This is a genomic window from Variovorax sp. WDL1 (assembly GCF_001541225.1).
Taxonomy (GTDB): Bacteria; Pseudomonadota; Gammaproteobacteria; order Burkholderiales; family Burkholderiaceae_C; genus Variovorax.
Genome location: NZ_LMTS01000004.1, coordinates 172,636 through 194,167 on the forward strand (window position 1 = coordinate 172,636; position 21,532 = coordinate 194,167).

General features: G+C 62.9%; 16 protein-coding genes. 6 read left to right on the plus strand and 10 right to left on the minus strand.

Annotation, left to right across the window (positions count from 1 at the left end; translation table 11 throughout):
* Window positions 1–48 precede the first annotated feature (48 nt).
* From APY03_RS00900 to APY03_RS00910, 3 genes are read right to left on the minus strand one after another with little or no spacing between them, the layout of a single operon-like run.
* On the minus strand, window positions 49–828 hold the full coding sequence (locus APY03_RS00900; protein WP_068673010.1) for an SDR family NAD(P)-dependent oxidoreductase: 780 nt from the start codon (window positions 826–828) through the stop codon (window positions 49–51).
* Between the two features lie 10 nt (window positions 829–838).
* A complete protein-coding gene (locus tag APY03_RS00905; protein ID WP_068673012.1) occupies window positions 839–1,975 on the minus strand; it encodes a thiolase family protein in 1,137 nt (378 codons plus the stop codon).
* A 1-nt stretch (window position 1,976) separates the two neighbouring features.
* Complete coding sequence (locus APY03_RS00910; protein WP_068673014.1) at window positions 1,977–2,336, minus strand: Zn-ribbon domain-containing OB-fold protein; 360 nt, start codon at window positions 2,334–2,336, stop codon at window positions 1,977–1,979.
* 187 nt (window positions 2,337–2,523) lie between these two features.
* Here APY03_RS00910 and APY03_RS00915 point away from each other — a divergent pair, with 187 nt between their 5' ends.
* Together APY03_RS00915 and APY03_RS00920 are read left to right on the plus strand one after the other, a co-directional pair.
* A complete protein-coding gene (locus APY03_RS00915; protein ID WP_068673016.1) occupies window positions 2,524–3,669 on the plus strand; it encodes a PrpF domain-containing protein in 1,146 nt (381 codons plus the stop codon).
* 26 nt (window positions 3,670–3,695) lie between these two features.
* On the plus strand, window positions 3,696–4,475 hold the full coding sequence (locus APY03_RS00920; RefSeq protein WP_068673018.1) for an SDR family oxidoreductase: 780 nt from the start codon (window positions 3,696–3,698) through the stop codon (window positions 4,473–4,475).
* A 76-nt stretch (window positions 4,476–4,551) separates the two neighbouring features.
* On the opposite strand, the gene APY03_RS00925 is transcribed toward APY03_RS00920, so the two are convergent.
* From APY03_RS00925 to APY03_RS00935, 3 genes are all read right to left on the minus strand, one after another.
* Window positions 4,552–6,099, minus strand: a complete 1,548-nt coding sequence (locus APY03_RS00925) for an AMP-binding protein (protein ID WP_068673020.1) — start codon at window positions 6,097–6,099, stop codon at window positions 4,552–4,554.
* A 24-nt stretch (window positions 6,100–6,123) separates the two neighbouring features.
* The gene (locus APY03_RS00930) at window positions 6,124–7,098 is read right to left on the minus strand and encodes a Bug family tripartite tricarboxylate transporter substrate binding protein (RefSeq protein WP_083944081.1); all 975 of its coding nucleotides are present in this window, start codon (window positions 7,096–7,098) and stop codon (window positions 6,124–6,126) included.
* Between the two features lie 127 nt (window positions 7,099–7,225).
* Window positions 7,226–8,185 carry a LysR substrate-binding domain-containing protein gene (locus APY03_RS00935; protein ID WP_068673021.1) on the minus strand — a complete coding sequence of 320 codons (960 nt, stop codon included), beginning with the start codon at window positions 8,183–8,185 and terminating at the stop codon, window positions 7,226–7,228.
* Window positions 8,186–8,328: 143 nt separating this feature from the next.
* Between APY03_RS00935 and APY03_RS00940 the strand changes: the two genes are divergently transcribed.
* The 4 genes from APY03_RS00940 (at window position 8,329) to APY03_RS00955 (ending at window position 15,748) form a co-directional block, all read left to right on the plus strand.
* Window positions 8,329–9,345, plus strand: a complete 1,017-nt coding sequence (locus APY03_RS00940; protein ID WP_068673022.1) for a polysaccharide deacetylase family protein — start codon at window positions 8,329–8,331, stop codon at window positions 9,343–9,345.
* A 16-nt stretch (window positions 9,346–9,361) separates the two neighbouring features.
* Window positions 9,362–10,273 carry an enoyl-CoA hydratase gene (locus tag APY03_RS00945; RefSeq protein ID WP_068673023.1) on the plus strand — a complete coding sequence of 304 codons (912 nt, stop codon included), beginning with the start codon at window positions 9,362–9,364 and terminating at the stop codon, window positions 10,271–10,273.
* Between the two features lie 681 nt (window positions 10,274–10,954).
* The gene (locus tag APY03_RS00950) at window positions 10,955–14,080 is read left to right on the plus strand and encodes an SNF2-related protein (protein WP_068673024.1); all 3,126 of its coding nucleotides are present in this window, start codon (window positions 10,955–10,957) and stop codon (window positions 14,078–14,080) included.
* A gap of 3 nt (window positions 14,081–14,083) precedes the next feature.
* Window positions 14,084–15,748, plus strand: a complete 1,665-nt coding sequence (locus tag APY03_RS00955; RefSeq protein ID WP_198161199.1) for a hypothetical protein — start codon at window positions 14,084–14,086, stop codon at window positions 15,746–15,748.
* A 20-nt stretch (window positions 15,749–15,768) separates the two neighbouring features.
* On the opposite strand, the gene APY03_RS00960 is transcribed toward APY03_RS00955, so the two are convergent.
* The 4 genes from APY03_RS00960 to brxL form a co-directional block, all read right to left on the minus strand.
* On the minus strand, window positions 15,769–17,712 hold the full coding sequence (locus APY03_RS00960) for a DUF3732 domain-containing protein (RefSeq protein ID WP_068673026.1): 1,944 nt from the start codon (window positions 17,710–17,712) through the stop codon (window positions 15,769–15,771).
* The gene (locus tag APY03_RS00965; RefSeq protein ID WP_068673027.1) at window positions 17,709–18,218 is read right to left on the minus strand and encodes a three component ABC system middle component; all 510 of its coding nucleotides are present in this window, start codon (window positions 18,216–18,218) and stop codon (window positions 17,709–17,711) included. Before APY03_RS00965 ends, APY03_RS00960 begins: the two co-directional genes overlap by 4 nt.
* The gene (locus tag APY03_RS00970) at window positions 18,215–19,327 is read right to left on the minus strand and encodes an ABC-three component system protein (RefSeq protein WP_146039324.1); all 1,113 of its coding nucleotides are present in this window, start codon (window positions 19,325–19,327) and stop codon (window positions 18,215–18,217) included. Before APY03_RS00970 ends, APY03_RS00965 begins: the two co-directional genes overlap by 4 nt.
* Window positions 19,328–19,462: 135 nt before the next feature.
* Window positions 19,463–21,532 (minus strand): BREX system Lon protease-like protein BrxL, encoded by a 2,070-nt coding sequence (gene brxL / locus APY03_RS00975; protein ID WP_068673030.1) that lies wholly within the window; start codon window positions 21,530–21,532, stop codon window positions 19,463–19,465.

Here is a 21,532-nt window from a genome sequence, read left to right on the forward strand (position 1 = left end):
GCGACCTTCGATGTCTTTGGATGTTTTTCGTGGATTCGCATTGGTTCGTTACACCGACGGACTGCTGAGACTGCGTCCGCCGCAAACGTAAAGCAACTGCCCCGTGACGTAGCTGGAGCCTGGCTCCGCGAAGAACCGAACGGCGCGACCGATGTCTTCTGGCTGGCCGATGCGCTCCATCGGCACGGTCTTGTGAAGACCCTGCCTGACCTCCTCGGTGAGCGTTTCGAACAGCGGGGTCTCGACGATGCCCGGCGCGATGGCATTCACGGTGATGCCCTTGCGCGCATATTCAAGCGCCAGTGAGCGGGTCAGGCTTACCACAGCGCCTTTGGAAGCGGAGTAAGCCGCCTGGCCGCGATTTCCCAGCCAGGCACGAGAACCGATATTGATGATGCGTCCGAACCGGTTTTCCGCCATCTGCGATAAGACCGCCTTGGAGCAAATGAATTGCGAATGGAGGTTGACCTCGATCACGCGGCTCCAGAACGCCAGATCCATCTTGGAAACAAGCTTGTCTCCACCAATGCCGGCGTTGTTGACCAGGATGTCGATGCGCGCATGCGAAGCCAGCAGTTGGGCCACGGTCGACTCCACCTGCTCTACAGAGCTCACGTCAACCTTGAAGGTCTTCACGTCCACCCCCTCGCTCGCAAGGCTGCGCTGGGCCGCTTGCAGGGCTTCGTCGTCGAAGTCCCACAGCGCGATGCGGCAGCCGCCCTGCGCAAGCTCGCGGGCGATGCCAAGGCCGATGCCTTTCGCTCCCCCGGTCACGACGGCAACGAGGCCTTGCAGCGAGGCGGGCGGTGGTGGATTTGTCTGGTTCATGTCTATCCGATCAGAGCGAAAGAATATGGATGGCGCAGGCGGCGTGATCCACCCCCCAGATACCGCCGCCAGTCACCTGCGTGAGGCCGATTCGCGCGCCCTGCACCTGCCGAGCTCCCGCGCGGCCTTGCAACTGCTCGCAGATCTCCACGATCTGTGCCACGCCGGTTGCGCCGGGCGGATGTCCCTTTGCGAGAAGGCCGCCACTCGGATTGACAGGCACCCGCCCGCCCAAGGCGGTCGCACCGCTGTGCAGCAACCCAGCCGCGTCGCCGCGATCGCAAAGCCCCAGCGCTTCGTAGTAGAGCAATTCGGAGATGGTGAAGGCGTCGTGCACTTCCAGCAGACTGAGATCCTGTGGTCCCACACCGGCCTGCTCATAGGCCAGCCTGGCGGCACGCGCCGTGATCTCGGCCTCCGTCATATCGACCGGCGTGGTTTCGAACAACCCGGACTGCACCACAGACGCCAGGACCTGAACCGGCTTTGCGACTCCTTTGGACGGTTTGGTGCTGAGCACGAGGGCCGCTGCACCGTCAACCACGGCGGGACAGCACTGCAGCAGCGTGAGCGGCTCAGCCACCGGCCGGGACGCAAGAACGTCCTCGCGAGTCGCCAGCTTTGCAAACTTGGCGATGGGATTGAGAACACCGTGCTTTCGGTTCTTCACGGAGATGTCCGCAAGCGTCTCGAGCTTGAGACCGTGGTCGTGCATGTATCGCCGAGCGCGCATCGCGTACAAGGCGGGCATGATCATGCCCCGCCTGTTGTTCCAGTCTTGTTGGCTCAGCTGCAATGGCCCGCCTCCGAGACCGCTCAGATGGTCCATTCCGAACACCAGGACGGTGTCGTACTGCCCGACCTCGAGCGCCTGCAATGCGAGATTCAGTGCGGTTGCGCCGCTGGAGCAGGCGTTGTCCACGTTGTAGACAGCGCCCCCGTCCGCATGCAGTTCACGCAGTGCCCGCTGCCCCGGCAACATGGCCCCGAGCGCGTTGCCGCAGTAGAACGCCTGGACCTCGGAAAGCCGCGTGCCGGCATCTTCCAGGGCGTCGAGAATGGCTGACTGGACCATGGCCTCTTCTGTGAACTCAGGAAAGCGGCCGAAGTCGGTAATTCCCACGCCGGTAATCATTGGTTGCTTCATTTCATTGCTCCTGGAAGGCGTAGTCGGGTGTGCCGTCCGGCAATGAGAAAGGCACCACCCGCACGCGGCTTTCGATCGCAGGCGGGCTTCCATCGAACAAGAGCCGGCCGAAGGCGCGAACCCCCGGCTCGAAGTCGACCATCGCCAGCCCGTAGGCGGGCTTGTCCTTGCCGGGATGAACCACTGTGAAGCTGTAGAGGGAGCCGGTCGGCCCGATCTCGATCTCCTCGATCGGCTGGTCGTCGTGAACGAACTCGATCGGCGGAAACTGGGGAGGCTGCCCGCCCGCCTGTGTGGCCACAAGCACCATGCCGCCAGGGGTGTCACGGATGTGGGAATCCGTACGCTTGATGATCTTCAAAGGTGTCTCCTGTTCCGATGGCGATGGCCACGGCAACAGGAAGTGTGGTGACCTTGGGCCGCACAGTCATTGGATTTGTGCTGCGCACTCTTTAGCTTTCCTAAAGAGTTCCAAGCGTGTAGTTCTGCTAAAGCGAGAGCAGCCAAACTGCAAGGACGGGCGCCATGCGCACGCGCATACTGAATGAATGAAAGAACAAATAGGCGTTCCGGTCACATTGATGCGCGGCGGCACAAGCAAGGCTGTTTTTCTCGCACAGCGTGACGTGCCGTCCGATCCGCAAGCGCTGCAGCAATTCCTTCTGGCACTGTTCGGCAGCCCGGACGTGCGCCAGATCGACGGGCTTGGAGGCGCCGACATCCTCACGAGCAAATGCGCAATCATTGGGCCGCCGTCACGACCCGACGCAGACATCGACTACACCTTTGTGCAGATCGGGATCGATCAGCCAAGCGTGAGCTTCGAGATCGTCTGCGGCAACATTTCATCGGCCACCGGGGTCTACGCGCTGCAGGAGCGATTGATTCCCGTGCAGGAGCCCGCCACCACCGTGCGAGTGCACAACACCAACACCGGCAAGATTCTGCGCATGGTGGTGCAATGTGCGCACGGCGAACCGCGCGTGGAAGGTGACACCGAAGTGGATGGGGTGCCCGCCAAGGGCGCCGAGGTCGCGTTGGACTACTCCGGTACCAGCGGCGCCACCACGGGCAGATTGCTGCCCACCGGGCAGGCACGTGATTCGGTCTACGTCTCAAAACTCGGTCGTGAGATACCCGTCTCGATCGTCGATGTGGGCACGGCGTGTGTGTTCATCCGCGCGGCGGATCTGGGCGTCACCGGCACGGAGCTTCCTGGTCAGCTCAGTTCCGATATCTACGAAATGGCCGAGGAAGTCAGGCGCTGGGCCGCCAATCGTTGCAACCTGCCAGCGTCGGGAACCCTCACGCCCTACCAGATCCTCATCAGCGCAGCGCGAGACTACCGAACCATCGGCGGCGATCGAATCGTCAAGTCATCGGAGATCGATTTCGTTGCGCGCATGGTCCTGAATGGCGGCGCGATGCACAAGGCTTTTCCAGGCGGTGGCTCGGTCTGCCTTTCCGTGGCAGCACAGATCGCAGGGACGATTCCTGCTGAGGCGCGAGGCAGTCATGCCGGCCCGACGCGCATCCGCATCGGCCATCCGAGTGGTGTGATCGGAATTTTTGCGAGCGTGGCTCGCACTGCCGACGACGACTGGACGGTTCGAGAAGTGCACTTCACTCGAACCGCTCGGCGGCTGTTTGATGGAACCGCCTACGTGAGGCGAGCTCTCCTCGAAGTTGGTTGATCTCACCGAGCTGCCGAGGCACTGCAATGATGACGCAAGATCTTTTTTCTCTGCGAGGCCGCACGGCTCTCGTCACGGGTGGTTCACGGGGTATTGGTCGCATGATCGCCGAGGGATTTCTGGCACAAGGTGCACGCGTCTACATCAGCGCGCGCAAAGCTGCGGCATGCGATCTGGTAGCTTCAGAACTGTCGAAGAACGGCCATTGCGCGTCGCTGCCGTACGACGTGTCCACGGTCGTCGGCTGCCAGGCCCTGGCCGCTGCCTACGCGCAGCACGAGACCACGTTGGACATCCTGGTCAACAACGCCGGCGCTGCCTGGGGAGACGACTTCGATGCTTTCCCCGAAAGCGGCTGGGACAAGGTGGTCGATCTCAATATGAAGACACCCTTCTTCTTGACGAAGGCGCTGTCCGAACCGCTGCGCGCCGCGGCCAAGGAGCGTGTGGGGAAGATCATCAACATCGCGTCCACGGATGGCATCGCGCTCAACCCTCAGGAGAATTACTCCTACGTCGCCAGCAAGGCGGGCTTGATCCACCTGACCCGGCGCATGGCGCTGCGCCTGGCGCAGGACAACATCGCGGTCAGCGCCATTGCACCTGGCGCGTTTCCATCCGAGATGAACCGCAACGCGCGCGACCGCGGCGACGAACTGTCAGAACACATACCCGCCAAACGCATCGGCACTTCAGAGGACATCGCGGGCGCGGCGATCTTCTTGGCGTCGCGTGCAGGTGACTACGTGATGGGCGCTACCCTGGTGGTGGACGGTGGTGTGACCCACGCCCGCGCCTACAGGTGAGTTGAAGGGGCGGCGGAGCGGCCGCCTGGGCCGGTTCCGGTGCACCCAGGGTCACGGAATGCCTGGCCACGACGTGTCAGATCAGCCTTGTCTCCCGCTCCCAATAGGGCGCACGCAGCTTCTTCTTGTCGATCTTCCCGAATGGCGTCGTCGGCAGTGCGTCCGCAAAGATGATTTGCTTCGGCGCGATCAACGATCCCTTGCGCTCCCGGACATAGGCGATCAAGTCAGCGGCCTCGGCTTCGGCCCCGGCCCGCAGCACGACAAACGCAGCGACGGCTTCACCCCACGTCGCATGGGGCACGCCGATCACGGCGGCCGAAGCGACTGCGGTATGGGCGGCCAGAACGTCCTCGACCTCTCGCGGATAGACGTTCGAGCCTCCGGATACGATCATGTCCTTCTTCCGGTCCACGATCGACAGGCGGCCACGCGAATCGAGAAAACCTATGTCCCCCGTGTGCAACCATTCACCCGCCAGGGCCTCCTGGGTGGCTTCAGCCTGCTCCAGGTAGCCTTGCATCACCGACGGGCTTCGCACGCAGATCTCGCCGATGTCGCCAGCGGCGACCGGCTCGTTGCTGTCGCCAAGAATCGCGATCTCGGCCGTCGCCATGGGGTAGCCGCATGCTGCCAGCGACGACGGGTCGTCGAGATCATGATCGCCGCGCCGCAGAACCGCGATGGGGGTGCATTCCGTCTGCGCATAGACTTGAGAGAAGACCGGGCCAATGCGTTGAATGGCTTGCCGCAGACGGTCCGGCGCTATGACGGATCCCGCGTAGACGACCAGCTCGAGACTGCTGAGGTCAAACGCCTCGAGTGGGGCCTCCAGAAGCTTGTAGATCATCGTGGGGACCATCAAGGTCGCACTGATGCGTTCGCGCTGGATGGTCTCCAGGACCCGCCCTGCGTCGAACTTCTTCATCAGATGGACGGTGCCTCCGCGCATCAGCGTCGGTGCGATCAACTGCCCTGTGACATGGCTGATCAGCGCGATGGCCAGGTACTGCACGCCGTCCGGCAGCTCCAGTTCGCTGTTCATGGCGATGGCCATGAGCGCGACCTGACCCGCCTCTCGCACGATGGCTTTCTGGCGGCCGGTCGTGCCCCCGGTGAAGTTCAGCGTGCCGATGTCGGTGGCGCTCGCTCGCTCGACGGGTTCGGCGTGTTCGTGTGCAGCAACGAGCGATAGAAGATCGACACCGGAACCTGCTTCCCCCACACAGAAAACTGAAACGTCAGGAAGCGCCAGGACGATTTCATGAGCCCGGATTTCGAATGCGTCGCTGTCGATGATCAAGACCGACGCGCCCACGTCGGTGATCTGGGCGACCTGGGAGTCCAGCGAACTGAGCGGATGCAGCCAGCTGGTGGCAGCGCCGAGCCCCTGGACCGCGACGGACGCACACCAGGTTTCGTACCGGTTCTCCGTCAGCAACGCGACGCGCGCGCCCCCACGAACCCCCTGGGAACTCAGCACCGCCTGAGCTTTCCCCATGAAGTCGATGACGTCTTGGTAGCGGACCGCCACTTCCCCCTGGCGAAAGGCGATGCGGTCCGGATACCTGCGCAGGGCACGCAGTACCAAGGAGAAGAAGGTGGGAGGTTGATGCAGCTTCATACGGCTGGAAATCTCGATCAGTTCTCAGTCCAGCCTGATCTTGCTGTGCGAGATCAGATCCGACCAAAGTGCCTGCTCGCGCCCCAGATATTGCGCGAAGGAATCCCTCGAGCCGCCCACGGGTTCGAGCCCCAATGCCTCCAGACTGCGCTTGCGGAATGCGGCATCGGCCAGGATCTTGTTGACCGCGACATTGACGCGGTCGAGGACCGCGGAGGGCGTGCCTGCCGGGGCCGTCATACCGATCCAGTTCTCGCCGGAGAAGTCAAACTTCTGTTCGCTGATGGTCGGGACGCCAGGGAAGAAGTCGGAGCGCTTTTCGCCCATCACGGCGATGGCCCGTAGCTTGCCGGAATCGAGGTATTGCGCCACGGCGACGTGCGCCAGCATCGCGGACTGCACATCACCCGCCAGGAGGGCCTGCATCAGGGGCGCCGACCCGTTGTATGGCACGTGGGTCAGGTGGGTTCCGAACACACGGTTGTATTCGGTCAGGAACACGTGCGAGGTACTGCCGGTGCCGAAGGTCCCCCAGTTGATCTTGCCGGGGCTCGCCTTGTCCAAGGCAGCCAGTTCGGTGAGGTTCTTCGCACCGACGCTGGAGGAGACGACGATCGCCGCCACCATGTTCGCCATGCGGACCACGGGAACGAGATCGGCCTTCGGGTTGTATGAAAGCTTCGAATACAGCTGTGGATTGAGCGACATGATGTCGCCATTGCTGATGCACAGCGTGTAGCCGTCGGCCGGGGCTTTGGCACACCGGGTGGTCCCGATGATCCCATTCGCTCCAGCCCTGTTGTCGATCACGACGGGCTGCCCGAGCTCCTTGCTCAGAGCCTCGGCCATGGGGCGGGCGAAGTTGTCCAGCACGCCGCCAGGTGGATACGGAACGACCAGCTGCACCGGCCGCGAGGGCCACGCCTGGGCGAACCCGGTTTGCAGCGTCACAGCGAGGGCCGCAGCCATGGCGACCTTTGCGCCCAATCTGAAATTCATTGTCGTCTCCAGTTCTTGAAGTTGTCAGCAGGCGCACGGCGCCTTCAGGCCCGAATAATCGCGAGGGGCCGGCCTCCTGGCAATTCACGATTGGAAAAGAGCAGTTTCGCCCTGATTAATCCGCCTGTCAGTTGGCAGCGCTTTGGCTATCGCGCGCGTCTGCGCGCAGCATCTCGACGAAGTCACGGACGAAGGGGGGCAGTTCTTCCGAATTCCGGATGCAGATGTACTGCGGCCGGATGGACCACTCGTCCTCCAGTTCGACGATGCGGATGTTCATGGACTTCGCATGGCGCACGGCCGGCAGGTGGGTGAGCACCCCGACGCCGATTCGTGCCTGAACCATCCGGCACAAGGCCTCGAAATTCCCTACCTGGGCGCGAAGACTGATGTGTCGCCTGAGCATTTCGGCCTGCTGCTGCAAGAACGCGTGCAGGGTGCTCGTCTGGGATAGTCCGACGTGATCGAAGTCCAGCGTCTCCTCGAACGACACGGCCCGCCTTTCGGCAAGTGGGTGTCCAGAGGGAACGGCGAGCACCATGTGGTCTGTGCGGTAGGGATAGATCTCCAGCCCCGAAGTGCCGACGTTTTCCAGGATCACGCCGACATCGACCACGCCCTCCGCAACCGCGCGGACGATGTCGCTCGACAGGCGCTCGCGCAGGTCGATGCTGGTTCGAGGCCGGGTTGCAAGAAAGCGTTCGATCACCGAGGGCAGAAACTCGCTGATGGCCGTCGTGCTGGCCATGATGCGCAAGCGTCCGTCGACGCCCTCGGAGATATCGAGCATCTCGCCGCGCAGCTGTTCGATCTGCTCCAGGATCAGCCGCGAGTGCTTGATCATCGTCTGGCCCGCGCTGGTCAGCGTCAGACCCTTGCTGGTGCGGTTGACCAGGCGCGTGCCGACCGATTGTTCCAGCTGCTTGATCCGATTGCTCGCAGCCGGCAGGGAGGTGTGGACCTGTTCGGCCGCACGCGTGAGGCTGTTCGTGTCAGCGATGCGCACCATCAGCCGCAGGTCGGCCAGATCGAAGTGGACCGAGCGCCTGGGGCCGCCCTGCTGTCGGGGTGGGGTGCTGTCTACCATCGAAACGACGAAATTCCGGCTGCGTCTTCACCGTTCGACTGCCGCCGCTTTTCCATGATGAAAGTCATCTTTCGGTTTGTTGAATAGACCTGCGAAGCCGCAACAACGATGCTCGGCGATCGTCAACCAACTCGCCGCGAATCATGCAAAGCACCCCCGGCATCCGCGAGCCACATGTGCCCGTCTCACCCCTGGGCAGACTGAAGATCGCCATCACGATCGACGACATGCTGCTGCTCCGAGGCGTCCCGATGGCTCCCGGGCACAGTGTGCCATCAAACATTCGAGCCATGATCGCGGCCCTGAAGGCGCATCGCGTGGCCGGGGTGTACCAGTTCTCCAATACCGCACCCTTGGAAGATGACGAGAGCCTGCTCAAGGTTTTCGACCTGTGGGTCGAGAGTGGCCACCATGTCGCCAATCACACGCACAACCATCCGCCGCTCAACTGGTTGGACGCGGACACCTACGCGCGCGACATCGAACAGGCTGAGAAATACCTGGGCCGCTACATCAACCAGGCGCCGCGACGCTGCTTCCGGTTCTGCATGGATCTCTGGGGCGACACGGCGTGCAAATGCGATGCGATCCTGGACAAGCTCGAAGGCATGGGCTACACGCCGATCCCGGTGAGCATCGGCTTTCACGACATTCGCTGGAACGCGGCGTACTGCCGCGTACTGAAGCGCGGATCAGCCGAGGACGCGGCCCAGATCCGCGGCGCCTATGTCGAGAGCGCGCTGCACGAGCTGCGCACCCATGCAGCGAACGCGAGAGCGGTCTTCGGTCGAGATCCGATCCACATCTGGCTGATCCATGGCACGTCCATCGCCGCTGACTGCCTGGAGCAGATTCTGGATGGCTTTCGGGCGGCGGAGGTCGACTTCGTGTCACTCGATGAAGCCATGGGCGACCGCATGAACGCCGAAATTCCTCCGCGGGTGAGCCCCGAATTCATCTTTCAGGTCGAGAAGTGGGCGTTGGCGCTGGGTGTCCCGGTCACGGACCGCATGCCCTCGATCCTGGACGACATCGAGAAGCTGTATCCCGCGCCCGGCGAAATGCAGGCGGAGATCACTTCGCGCATGCGCGAGCACATCGCGGCCGCCACGGGCGCCGAGATCCGGCCCATTCCTCTTTATCCCGAATATCAGAGCTGACCCAGTAGAGACTTCCATGCAGACCACATCCTTCGACCCTACCGCCTACGACGGCTTGCGCTACGAGCATCTCACGCCGGACATCGTGAACATCGCGATGTCGCGACCGGCCGTGCGCAACGCGCAGAACATGGAGATGACCTATGCGTTGAACGCAGCGTTCGACCGCGCTGCGCAGGACGACGCAGTCAAGGTCATCATCCTCTCCGGCGACGGCGATCATTTTTCGGCTGGGCACGACATGGGTGGCGACCACCACAGGACCTGGCGTGACTTCCGCACGGTGGGTACCTGGGCTGCTTTCGACGGGCCCGGCGTCGAAGGTCTCTATGGACGCGAAAAGGAGATCTACCTGGAGATGTGTGAACGCTGGAGAAACCTGGCCAAGCCGACGATCGCGGCGGTGCAGGGCTCCTGCGTGGCAGGCGGACTGATGCTTGCCTGGTGCTGCGATCTGATCGTCGCGGCTGAGAACGCCCGGTTCCGCGATCCCACACTCGAGTTCGGCGTGGCGGGCGTAGAGTTCTTCATGCATCCCTGGGAGCTGGGCGCCCGCAAGGCCAAGGAATGGCTGATGACCGGCGATTGGCTGGGCGCTCAGGATGCGAAGCAGTGCGGCATGGTCAACCAGGTGTTCCCGACAGAGGCCCTGATGGAAAGCGCGCTGGACCTCGCCAAGCGAATCGCCAACAAGGGGAGCTTCGTGCTCAAGGCCGTCAAGGAGTCCGTGAACCACGCGCAGGATGTCGGCGCGCGTCGCAACGCCATGATGCACGCCTTCGGCCTGCACCAGCTTTCGCACCACCACAACAAACAGCAGTGGGGATTGCTGGTTGATCCGAAGGGCATCCATCCAGCACTTCGCGAAAAGATCCGCGTCCGGTTCAATTTGCCGGTACTGCGGACGGGGGACCGGACAACCTCTTGACCGGCTGATGTCGGAGCGCACTTAAAACTGCTGTCCCAGGGGGTTCAGGCGGTTTGTACCCCCTTCTTTGTATCCCCACTTGGCGCGGGCAGTCACCGGATTTCAGTGTATGCCTCCGGACACGATTCGCCAATTTCCCCAATGAAAAAGGGCGTCCGGTGGATGAAACCGGACGCCCTTGGACGTTTTGTTGGTCGTGTGAAACCGATCTAAAGATCGTCGTCAACCCGCATGAATCCTTGACTTCACCTGATTCGATTTTCATTTGTTCCCCGTTCTGTTCCCCGGTGACGCTGTCGCTACGGGCTCCGTGCCAGCATGCCATCCACGGCCACACGAAAATCTGATTCTGGTGCAAACGAGTGCATACTGATTGCATGACGTCATGGTCATGAATGCCGTGCTGCAACAGGCCTTCGTCGAGGAGTTTCGCGAGCCGAACACACCTTACCTGTCTCCGCATCGAGTCGCGCGCGAGTGCGCTCAACCCGGCCACACGCGGCTGCAGGGTTGGCGCAGCGCTGTGGCCAGCCACCCTGACGGTGTAACGGGCCGGCGTTCGCAGCAAAGGCTGCCCGTTCCCAGATCGCTTCGGGCGCATCTCCAACCTATGACCAAGACTAGCTCGACCGTTGAGCCACCTGCCATCGATAATTCCCGGCAACGACGGAGGAGCTTGCGATGGTGTGGGACAAGGGAACTGAAGTTCGGCGCGCTGACAATCCAGGCAAACTGGGGGCGACAACAGGCCAAGTTAGACAACGCGGCGGCGTCAACTACTACAGTGTTCGTTGGCGCGACGGCTTGAGCGACTATGTTGCCGAAGATCAGCTTGAGCTGACCGCTGCCGTTGGAGGCGATGATCCCTACACGCTCATCGAAAATGGGCGCCTTGGTCGTTCCGAGGATCTGCGCCGCAGTCTGACCCATGTGCACTTGTCGGGCCGGCTGGCGAACCTCGTGTACTCGATGGGCGTCACGAACACCGAGTTCTTCGCCCACCAGTACAAGCCGCTGCTCACGCTGATGGAGTCGCCGGCCAACGGCCTATTGATCGCCGACGAGGTTGGTTTGGGCAAGACGATCGAGGCGGGAATCATCTGGACCGAACTGCGCGCACGCGAAGACATGCGCCGTCTGCTGATCGTATGCCCGGCGATGTTGCGGGAAAAATGGCGCGACGAGCTGAAGTTCCGCTTCGGAATCGATTCAAGCATCGTGAATGCCGCCCAGCTGTTTGACGAACTGAAGAACAGCAGTAGCTTCGGCCCGGCCAAGGCATGGATTTCCAGCTACCAAGCCCTGCGGCCACCCCGCTCGTGGAAGCCGGGCGGCGAAGCGACGGGAAAGAGGCTAACGGCCCGGACGCAGTTGGCCAATCTGTTGGACGAGAACGGCACCGAGGACCCGCTTGTCGATCTGGTGGTGTTCGACGAGGCTCACTACATGCGCAACCCGGAGAGCGCTGCGCATACGCTGGGCGAGATGCTGCGCGAGGTATCGCATCAGCGGGTGCTGTTGTCGGCCACGCCAATCAACCTGGCCAGCGACGACCTGTTCTACCTGCTGCGCCTGTGCGACCCCGACCACTTTCAGTACCCGTCGAGCTTCCAGGAGATGCTGGACGCCAACCGTCCATTGGTGCTGGCGCGCGACGCTGCCCTTCGGCGCGATTCGACGGTGGACGAGGTCCTAATCCACGTGAAGGCGGCTGCCGCCAGCGAACTGCTACAGAACTCGCGGCAGCTCGCGGCTATCGTTCAGGAGCCGCCGACCGAGGAGAAGCTGAAGTCTGCTGAATACCGGGCCGAACTGGCTTCTAGCCTGGAACGCGTCAACCTGCTGGGACACGTGGTCACCCGAACACGCAAGCGCGACGTGCAGGTGGAGCGACCGCAACGCGAAGTCAGGGCCGAGAAGGTGCCGATGACCGAGGCGGAGCAGCGCTTCTACACGTACGTCACCGAGGTCACTCGTGACTACGCGTGGCGACGCGGCATTTCCGACGGGTTTCTGCTGGCCACTCCGCAGCGCCAGGTGTGCAGCTGCCCGGCGGCCTTCGCCCGCGCCTGGTTGAGCGGCGACCCCACGCTGGCAGAGGACCTAGCCGAGATCGCGGCCGACGACAGCGAGGAGATCGACGATGACGCTGAGTTCGAGGACATCAGCGCCACGCTCAAGGAGTTCCTGATCGCGAATCGGCCGCGAGACCTAGATGCGGCGGAACTGGAGCGCTCTGATTCCAAGCTGGCGCGTCTGATTCAGGTGCTGTCCGACTATTTCGCCGATAACCCCCAAGAGAAGGTCATTCTTTTCACCTCGTTCCGTCCTACTGCCCGCTACTTGACGGATCGGCTCACCAACTCGGGGATGAAATCGATGCTGCTTTGGGGTGGCATGGCGGAGTCCAAGCAAGACCTGATCAACGAGTTCCGCGAGCGCCCAGACCTGCGTGTGCTCATTTCGACCGAGGTCGCTGCGGAAGGCGTCGACTTGCAGTTCTGCCGCCTGCTCATCAACTACGACCTGCCCTGGAACCCGATGCGCGTTGAACAGCGCATCGGCCGTATCGACCGCTTGGGCCAGAAGGCCAAGGTCATCTACATCTGGAACCTGTTCTACCAGGAGACGATCGACGAGCGCATCCTGGGTCGCTTGCTCTCGAGGTTGAAGATCTTCGAGCAGACCCTGGGCGAGCCTGAGCCTGTAATCGGCGAGACGATCCAGAAGCTGGAGGCCAAGCTGCTGACCTCGAAGCTTACGCCCGAGGAAGAGGATGCGGAAATCGAGCGTGCCCGCCTGGCATTGGAGAACGTTCGCCTGCGCCAGGAAGAGCTGGAGAAGAACGCTGCACAGATGATCGCGCACGGCGGATTGATCCTGGACCGCATTTCGGCGGCGAACGAGCTTTCTCGCCGCGTGACCGAGTCGGACTTGGTCATCTATGTTCGTGACTTCTTGGCGCGCCACGCTTCAGGACACCAGTTCTCCCTGCTGGAAGAGCCAAATCTGTTTGCAATCCAGCTCCCAGTGAACATCGCAGCGGAACTGGACGATTTCTGCCGCCGCACGGGCCAGATCGGGCAAACCATGCTCGGGGCGGGGCTCGCTCGAAACTGCCGCTTCCTGAACAGCGTGACGACGGCGAGAAACAAGAACTGGGAGCCGATTCACCAGTTTCATCCTTTGATCCGGTTCATCGGTGACAAGCTGACCCGCCTGGAGGAAGGCTTCTACCCCGTGGTGGCAGTGAAGCTGTCAGGGGAAGCCGTGGCCGGGACACCCAGCGGCGACTACATGTTTGCGATCCGCCGCTGGACCTTCAAGGGCGTCAAGGAAGAGGAGTGGCTGCAGGCGGCGGTCTGCGAAATCGCGACCGGTGCCGTTCTGGACGATGCCACTGGCGAAGCGCTGGTGAACCATGCGCGGTTGCAAGGGGCAGACTGGCTGGAAGCCGCCAACGTGATCGACCGGCAACTGCTCGGGCAGCGACTCGACGACCTGGAACTGCACCTGGCGGGCGCATACGAGCGGGCGACCAAGCGCAAGCAGGACGAGAATGCGGACCGACTGATGTTCCAGCTTCGCGGCATCGACCAGCACGTTCAGGATCGCTTGCGTGTCCTGCAAGACATCCGAGGCCGTCACGAACTGGCCGGTAGAGGCTCGCTCGTGAAAGCCACTCAGGGACGCATCGACAAACTGCGCGCTCGCATGGACCTGAAGCGCGAGCAGGTGTTGCAGCGCGAGCGCGTGGTTCCCGACCACGCGCTTGTGTGCGCGGGCGTGCTGCGAGTGGAGGCCTGACCGATGGCCGACCTCCGCTCCGAACTCAAGCGTCTGCGGGACCAGATTAAGACCAACACCAGGGAATCGACGACGCCCCCAAACAAGCAACCTACGCCCAGGGCGATGCAGGTAGTACTAGTTACGCCGTTGCGCAGGGCCGCACAGCCGCCGCGGCGAGTTGAACCGCCAGCGCAGCCGCCAGTTCAAGCACGACGCCCGCAGCCCCACACTCAAGCTACCCGGCCTCCGGCCCAGCAGAACAGGCACGCATCACCCGTCGCGCCACCGCGGCCACCGCAGCCCGCGTCGGTGCCGACCATCTACCGACCGCTGCCGCAGAAGGCGCTGACCCGGCGCGACCGCTTTCTTCGGCCCGAAGCCTGGGTTGCCGCCGGTGGCAAGACGCAGTACATGGACTCGGGCCACCATGGCGCCGTGGACATCTACATCGGGCTCGACTTTGGAACCTCGTTCACCAAGGCAGCCGTAGGCTTCAAGGACAAGATCTATCCGGTCAGTTGGAGCGGGATGTCGAAGACCTCGCCCGACTATCTGCTGCCCAGCGAGTTCACCGAGTTCGAGGACGGCTCGCTCTTCGTGGGGCAACACCCAGATGCCGACGTGTCACGGGTTCGCGGCGACCTGAAGCTGCCGTTCCTGAACCCCGCTGTATCGACGAGTTCGATCACGACGGCTGCGACCTTCATCGCCTTGGTGCTTCGCTACATCCGCGCCTGGGTGTATCAGTACCACGGTGCCACGCTGGGTGCATCCCACTTGCGCTGGCAGCTGAACATCGGCGCCCCGAGCAATGGCCCTGACGATGCGCGACTCGTCCAGGCCTACTGGAGGTTGGCGGCGATGGCGTGGCGGCGCAGCATCGAATGCAATGTGACGCGGCTGGCGCTCGACGACGGAACGCCGCGGCGCGAGGGCGAACAGTTGCAAGACTTGGTGGACCTGCAGGTGCACGCCGAGTTCGTAGCGCAGATGGCGGGCTACATGCAATCGCCGCAGCGCCAGCGCGGGCTACACGCGCTGGTCGACGTGGGCGGTGGTTCCCTGGACGTCGTGACCTTCATCGTCCACCGTGTCGAAGAGGAAGACACCTTCCCGTTCCTCGTGCCGCAAGTCCATCCGCTCGGGACACACGGCATCCTGCAAAACCGCCTGGTTGGCGGCAAATTGGCGAATGGCACGGGTGTCATCGACGGCCTGGCACCGGTACCCTCTGTCGGAGACTTCGCCAAGGCGACGGGTCTCAGCGAGGCGCACGTCTCGGCGCGAGATACGCTGTACGAAGAGAAATTTCGGGCCGTGATCAGGAGCGTGTTCGACACGACGAAGGCCAGGCGATACCGGCTGTCGGACGCATGGCAGACCGGGGTGCGCACCTTCTTCACGGGTGGCGGTTCGGGCACGCAGCTGTGCCACGATGCACTTCACACAGCCAGCGTACCTTCGGCGAAGGGCCTGCATATGATGCCACTGCCCGCGCATAGGAACTTGGATGGGTTCGAGGGCGCCCCGGAGGACTATCAGCGCATCTCGGTCGCATGCGGATTGGCCCAAGATGCGTTCACGCTGGGGCGCATCGTGCCGGCCAAAGAGGTGGATGACGATGTGGCGCCCACGTGGACCACTGCGACGGCTCGACCGGATCGAGACGATCTCTATCCCAAGTAGGGCCGGGCAAACCGGCGAAACTAGGCTGTGGGCCAGTCCTCCGGCACTAGCTTGACTCCGTCTCGCCAGCGCTCGCGGAGCGCTTGCTGAAATCGAGCGTCATCGGTGAAGTCGGGGTGGTCCGTGACAATGACCTGGAGCTTGCCACCCAGCCGCTCAACCACATCGAAGATCAGCCCGTACAGACGCTTCACAGCCCTGCGATCTGAGTCGATTTTGTCCTGCGGGGCGCCACCGCGCGGCACGGCATCTGGCGAGAAGTGAGCCTGAGACGGTTGGTCCAGCAGCAGGAACGACGGAACCGGCCGTCCGCGCTCTGCAAACCACGTGTGAAGCGCCAGGTGCGCGACGATGTGGTACCCGACGTGGTTCTCACCACTGCCGATCTCGGGCATAGGCACAGGTCGGGCAGGCGTATCGGCAACCACCGTCAATGCCCTGGGGTCCAGCCGCAGAGGGCTGTCGGAATACTCCAGCTCGATCTTCTTGGCGTACTCGGAGAGGTGCCGGTTGACGTTCGAGAGGCAGGACTCCAACCGCTGCTGAATAGCATCAGCGCTCACCGCTGTCTCGAGTTCGCTCTCGCGCCTCTTGAGCCCGCGAAGTTGATCTTGCTGTTCGCCGAGGTCGGCAACCTGCGGAAGGTTCTCGACGTAGAGGCTGATGCGTCCGAGCACCATCGCTCGGCGGGCTTCGGTGTCCGCAGCCAGCTGCAGGCGCTGATTGGACCGCTTGAGTGCAGTGAGCATCACGCGGTTCTCTTCGAGCTGGCGGCGCACTTCAGCAAGCTTGGTCTCCACTTCCTGAATGGCAATCTGAATCCGCGGCGTGGCGGAGTCCATCGCACCTGCACGTTCGCCGATGTATTCCTGTGCTGAACGCAAGTCGCTGATGGATGGCACTCCGGCCTGTTCCGGAAGCAGTTGAAGGCATAGGGGGCATGCGTGCTGTGGCGCGTCGTGCTCGAACACGGAAACCGCACCAAGGCGCGCATGATGCTCATGCGCCTCGGTGGAGAAGCCCTTCGAATTGCCCTCGAAGGTGCGCGCTCGATCTACGGTTGATTGAAATGTGCGCTGCTGGTTGAGCAGCTCGGAGCGCAGTTTGATCAGGCGCGAGAACTCAGCATCTTCAGTCGTGCCCGCCACCACCGGCGGAACGGGCGAGCTCTGGATGACTCGCAGCGCCTCGATCTTGTCCTGCCACGTGGCCGTGTCGTCGATAGTGGTCAGCCCTGCAGCCCTGGCCTCCGCCAACAAGGTATCCGCCCGGCTGACGCCCTCACCTCGAATGGCGGCTGCCTCTGCCAGCCGTCGTTCGATCTGGCGAATCTGCGTTCGAACTCGCTTCAGCTCTTGCTGGTTGACAACGTAGTCGTCGGACACGGCGCCCAGGAAGTAAGGCAACGTGTCCTTGATTGCCTGCGCCACGTCTCGATCGGTCGAGCCGTGCAAGAGGTGTCGGCGCTGCGCGATCTCGTTCTGGGACTGGAGGCAATACGTGCGCGCGTGCCGGATCGTGGCTGCCAGCGGCGGGCGGGTTTGACCGACCGGCGGCTCATGCATGTAGTCAGACAGCCCAACCCAGGAGGCAAGGAGAGACTTGAGCCCATCGGTGTTGGTTGTCTGGCGCAGCTCACTCGCCGCGGGAACGCCAACTTCAGTGTCGGTCTTGACGAACACGGCCTCGTTCGACTTCCGTTCGCCCAAAGGCAACTGCCGAGCTACGAATGCCTGTCCGCGCGGCGTTTGCAAGAGCAGGCCGAACCACGAGACATTGCGCCGAACCTTGCCCTCTGGAACGTCGCACTCCGAGGAGCCGAAGCAGTAGTCGATGATGCCCACGATGGCCGACTTGCCTGTTCTGGAGTCCCCCGAAATGATGTTCACGCGCCCAGGCTCGAAATCGACCTCGCGCTGCCTGCCGTCGTGGCTGTAGATGATGATCTTGCGTATCTGAATCACGCCTGCACCCCCAGAAGCGCCAGAACTGTTGAAGGCGCGCCAGCTTTCCAAAGCCACCTGCCGACGAAGTTCGCTGCGCGAAAGCAGTCTCGGACTTCAGCACTCGATGTCCTCAAGTAGGCCGCGAGCCCAGCTGGCGCGTCGAGCGAGATGACCCGGCGCCCATCAACTCGGAGCACCCCGTGCTGGGCGCCGAAGATGAGAGCCTCGCGTACATACGGGCGCAATACGACGACACCCTTGGCGATAGCCGACCGTTCGAGCGGATGGTCCTGAACCCATGTGGCGAGCGAGGTGCGGACTGTGTTCGGCAGCTGTGTGCGGGTCTGCCCGCGCAGTACGAAGCTGGATCCGACGAAGGCCAGGGCCAGCGCCAAGCTGTCCTCGGTGCCGCCTTCGGTAGCCTCCTTCTGGTAGCCCTGGGCCAGGTGCAATAGCACGAGGGCACAGAACGCCGGGTTGAGGAGGTTTCTCTGCTCAATGGTCCGCGTCTGCCACACCGTCATGCGGCACCACCGTTGCCTGGGGTGCCCAAAATCACCTGTAGCCTGGCTTCGAAGTCGGGATGCCAGCCGACGCGCAGCTCGTCGGCCAACATGTGCAAGGAACCGCGGCAGACCCATGGCACGGTGACGCCGGTGCGAATGGAGAACACAACATCCTCAGCCCACTTGAGGATGGCTCTACCCGCAGTCTGCATCGCATCCTCCGCGGGAGCCGCGCCGAGTTCGTCGCGAACCTGCTCGCGTTGCAACTGCCACTCCTCGCACAGTCGGCGGTCGTACTTCTCCAGGTCAGCGTCGAAGAGCAGATCGTCACGGGTCCACTCGGACCGCTGGCGAAATGCGCGCAGGTAGCTCGTGATGGCATTCAGGATGCGTTGCTTGCTATTGGTGACGAGTTCGACCTGCTTGTAGAAAGGGCGATCGGCGAACTCGGGCAGTTGTTCGAGCGCGACCAAGAGGGCGTCGATCTCCTCGGAAATCGGCAGCGAGTCGGGCTTCAAGGACTCCTGGATGTCCGAGAGTTGGGCGTCGATCTCGGCTCTCGAGATGCCGCTGCCGCCGTGAACCAGCTCGTGGACGACGCGCCCGAACCACCAGCCCTCAACCAACTTGATGGCCTGATCCTGGTGGTGCAGCGAGACGTGGTACAGCTCGGACTGTAGTTGGGCTTGGATTGCGTCGGCATCGGGCTGGGCCGGCACGACGTAAATGCGGGCGAGAAGCTGCTCGCGTGTCGCATCGTCGAGCGCGAGGAACGCAGCGAAGGCGTCCTTCAGGTTCGCGTTCGACGACGTGCTTGCCGCATGCTTCAGTCTCTTTGTGGCCTCCGGCACATCACGACCGGAGGCTCCGATGCCCAGGGCTGCGCACGCAGTACCGGGCGTAGCGGCAGCCGTGGAGATGAGGAAGCGAGTCGCTGTCGCCGGAACTTCGCCGGATCCTAGCCCGACCGTCCAGACGCGTAGCGTCTTCCAAAGCTCAGGGCTGAGGTCGGTCAGCGTCGCGGCAGCATTGAGCGAGTGCTTGGTCTGGAGTACCATGATGGCTTCGCCTGCCGCCTCGAAGCTCACATCGTCGAGCAACTCGAGGTTGACGATGAAGTCGCCCACGCGGCTCTGCCGAAGCGCCCATACCAGGGCAAGTCGCACCTGGTAGAGGTACCCGGCCATAGGACCGGCGGCACCGAACGATTCAACACTGCCTTGCATCGCTCCCCCTGCGTCTCGGTTGACACACGATCGTCGTCAGGCCCGGAAGATGTCCACCTTGGTTTCCAGAGTCTTGCGCAGGTTCAGGTCGTTGGCCCCCACCTCGAACCAGCTGCCCGGCCTCTGATAGAAGTCCAGGCCGCGCCCGATCTTGATGATCCAGCCATTGTCGAGCCGGATCTCTCGGTCGTGGATGTTGGGGTTGAGCTTCACGTCCAGCTCGACATCCAGCTCGAGCAGACTTTGCTTCAGCTCTTCCAGCTTCTCGGCCATCTCGGCCAGTGGCGTCTTGTCGTCGTGGCCGGTGATCAGCGTGATCTTCTTGACCGTCCCGGCGCGCAGCACGGTCTCGCAGAAGCGGACGAAGTTCTGAATCTGGTGCTGGAGCCTGATGTACGGATCCTCGATCACCAGCGACTTCGCGCCCTTCAGGTACGGGCCAATGATGGACTCGTAGCTGTAGCCCGTGTCGCCGTACAGGATGGTGAAGTGCTGCTCCTTAGGCTCGGGCTGGGCCGCCGGAGCGGTTACGACGGCAATGGGCGCGGGCGCGGCTGCGGGCGCAGCGGCTGCCGCGGGCGCCGCAGCAAACGGTGCCGCCGCCTGCACGTTGCCCGCAGCCAGCCTGCGACGCGCCGGCTCCTGCGTGGCAATCGCGTCCTTCGACTCGGGGCACCAGACCACCACCTCTTCGCCGCCCGCCTTAAAGTAAGACAGCCCGATCCGCGCAAACTCGTCGTCCGGCTTGCGCTTGTTCATCTGCTCCTTCACCCGGCGCCGGCACTCGACCGCGTAGGCCACGTACTCCTCGAACTCGTCGTCCGGGGGCGCGCCATTGGGGTGAAGGATCTTCAGGAAGGCGCAGACGGTCTTCTTGATGCCTTTCTCGTCGCGCCCCTCGATCGCCTTGCCCAGCTTGATGCGCTTGCTGACTTCCTCGTACCGGTTGGTGTGCTTGAACTGGTAGTGGAAGGCCTCGGCCAGGTAGTCGGTGATGAAACCGTAGTTGCCGGTCAGGAACTCGCTGCTGTTCTTGGGCATCTCCCAGCCCGGAATGTAGGCCGCAAAGCGGTCCATCACCGCCAGGTCCAGTTCGGGCGGCAGCGGCTGGAACAGGTCGTGCTCGTTGGAGTTGACCACCTGCTGCACTGAAACGTCGATGTTCCCGACGAAGCTCAGGCTCGCGTCCGCAATGACCTCGGCGCCGCGCGAGAAGCGCCCGTTCGCCATGAAGTCCTTCATGATCTGGATCGTGTCAGGGTCGCGTACCTTGATGCCGCCCACTTCGTCGAAAGCCACCGTATCCCAGAATCCGACCAGGCCCACCTTGCGGCGCGCGTTGTTGTAGAAGAGCGTGGCCTTGGTCGCCTGGCCGCCGGAGATGAGCGTGGCGTAGGGCGAGAACTCGCTGAAGAAGTACGACTTGCCCGTGCCCCGCGGCCCCAACTCGATGTAGTTGTAGTTGGGCTCCACCAGCGCCGCCAGACGGGCGACGAAGTGAAGCTGCACGCGCTTGGACAGCTTCATGGGCTCCAGGCCGACCGACCGCAGCACGGCCGCCAGCCACTCGTCGCGCGTGAAGCCGGCACGCCCTTCGGTGTAGCGGTCGAAGTCGAAGCGCGTCAGCTGGATTGGCCGCAGGTCTTCGATCGAGAACGCATAGTCATCGTCCTCGATGTCGTTGTGCGCCAGCGTCACCTCGGCCCAGATGCCGCCTTCCAGCAACCGGTCGTTGTCGCGATAGAACTTCTCGCTGATCGCGATGCGCTGCGAGTTGAAGTTCTCTAGTGAAGCCCAGTGCCGCTTCTCCTTCTCGACATAGCGCACGTGCACCTTGTCGATGAACTTGTGCTTGCCCTTGGTCGCCACGCGGGACTGCGCCGCATTGGCCTCGTCCGGCCGCACGTAGTTCTCTTGCAGCGTGGAGAGCACCGCCTCCATGCCGGCGTCCAGCTCAGCCTGGTCGCTGCTCGCGCAGTAGCGGGCGAGCAGGAACTCAAGCACGAAGGTCGGGACGTTGGTTCCCTTCTTGATCCGGTGCAGCAAGTCCTTGCGCAGCACCTTGCCGTCGAAGGCGGCGTTCAGCTTCTGGTCCAGTGCGTCCAT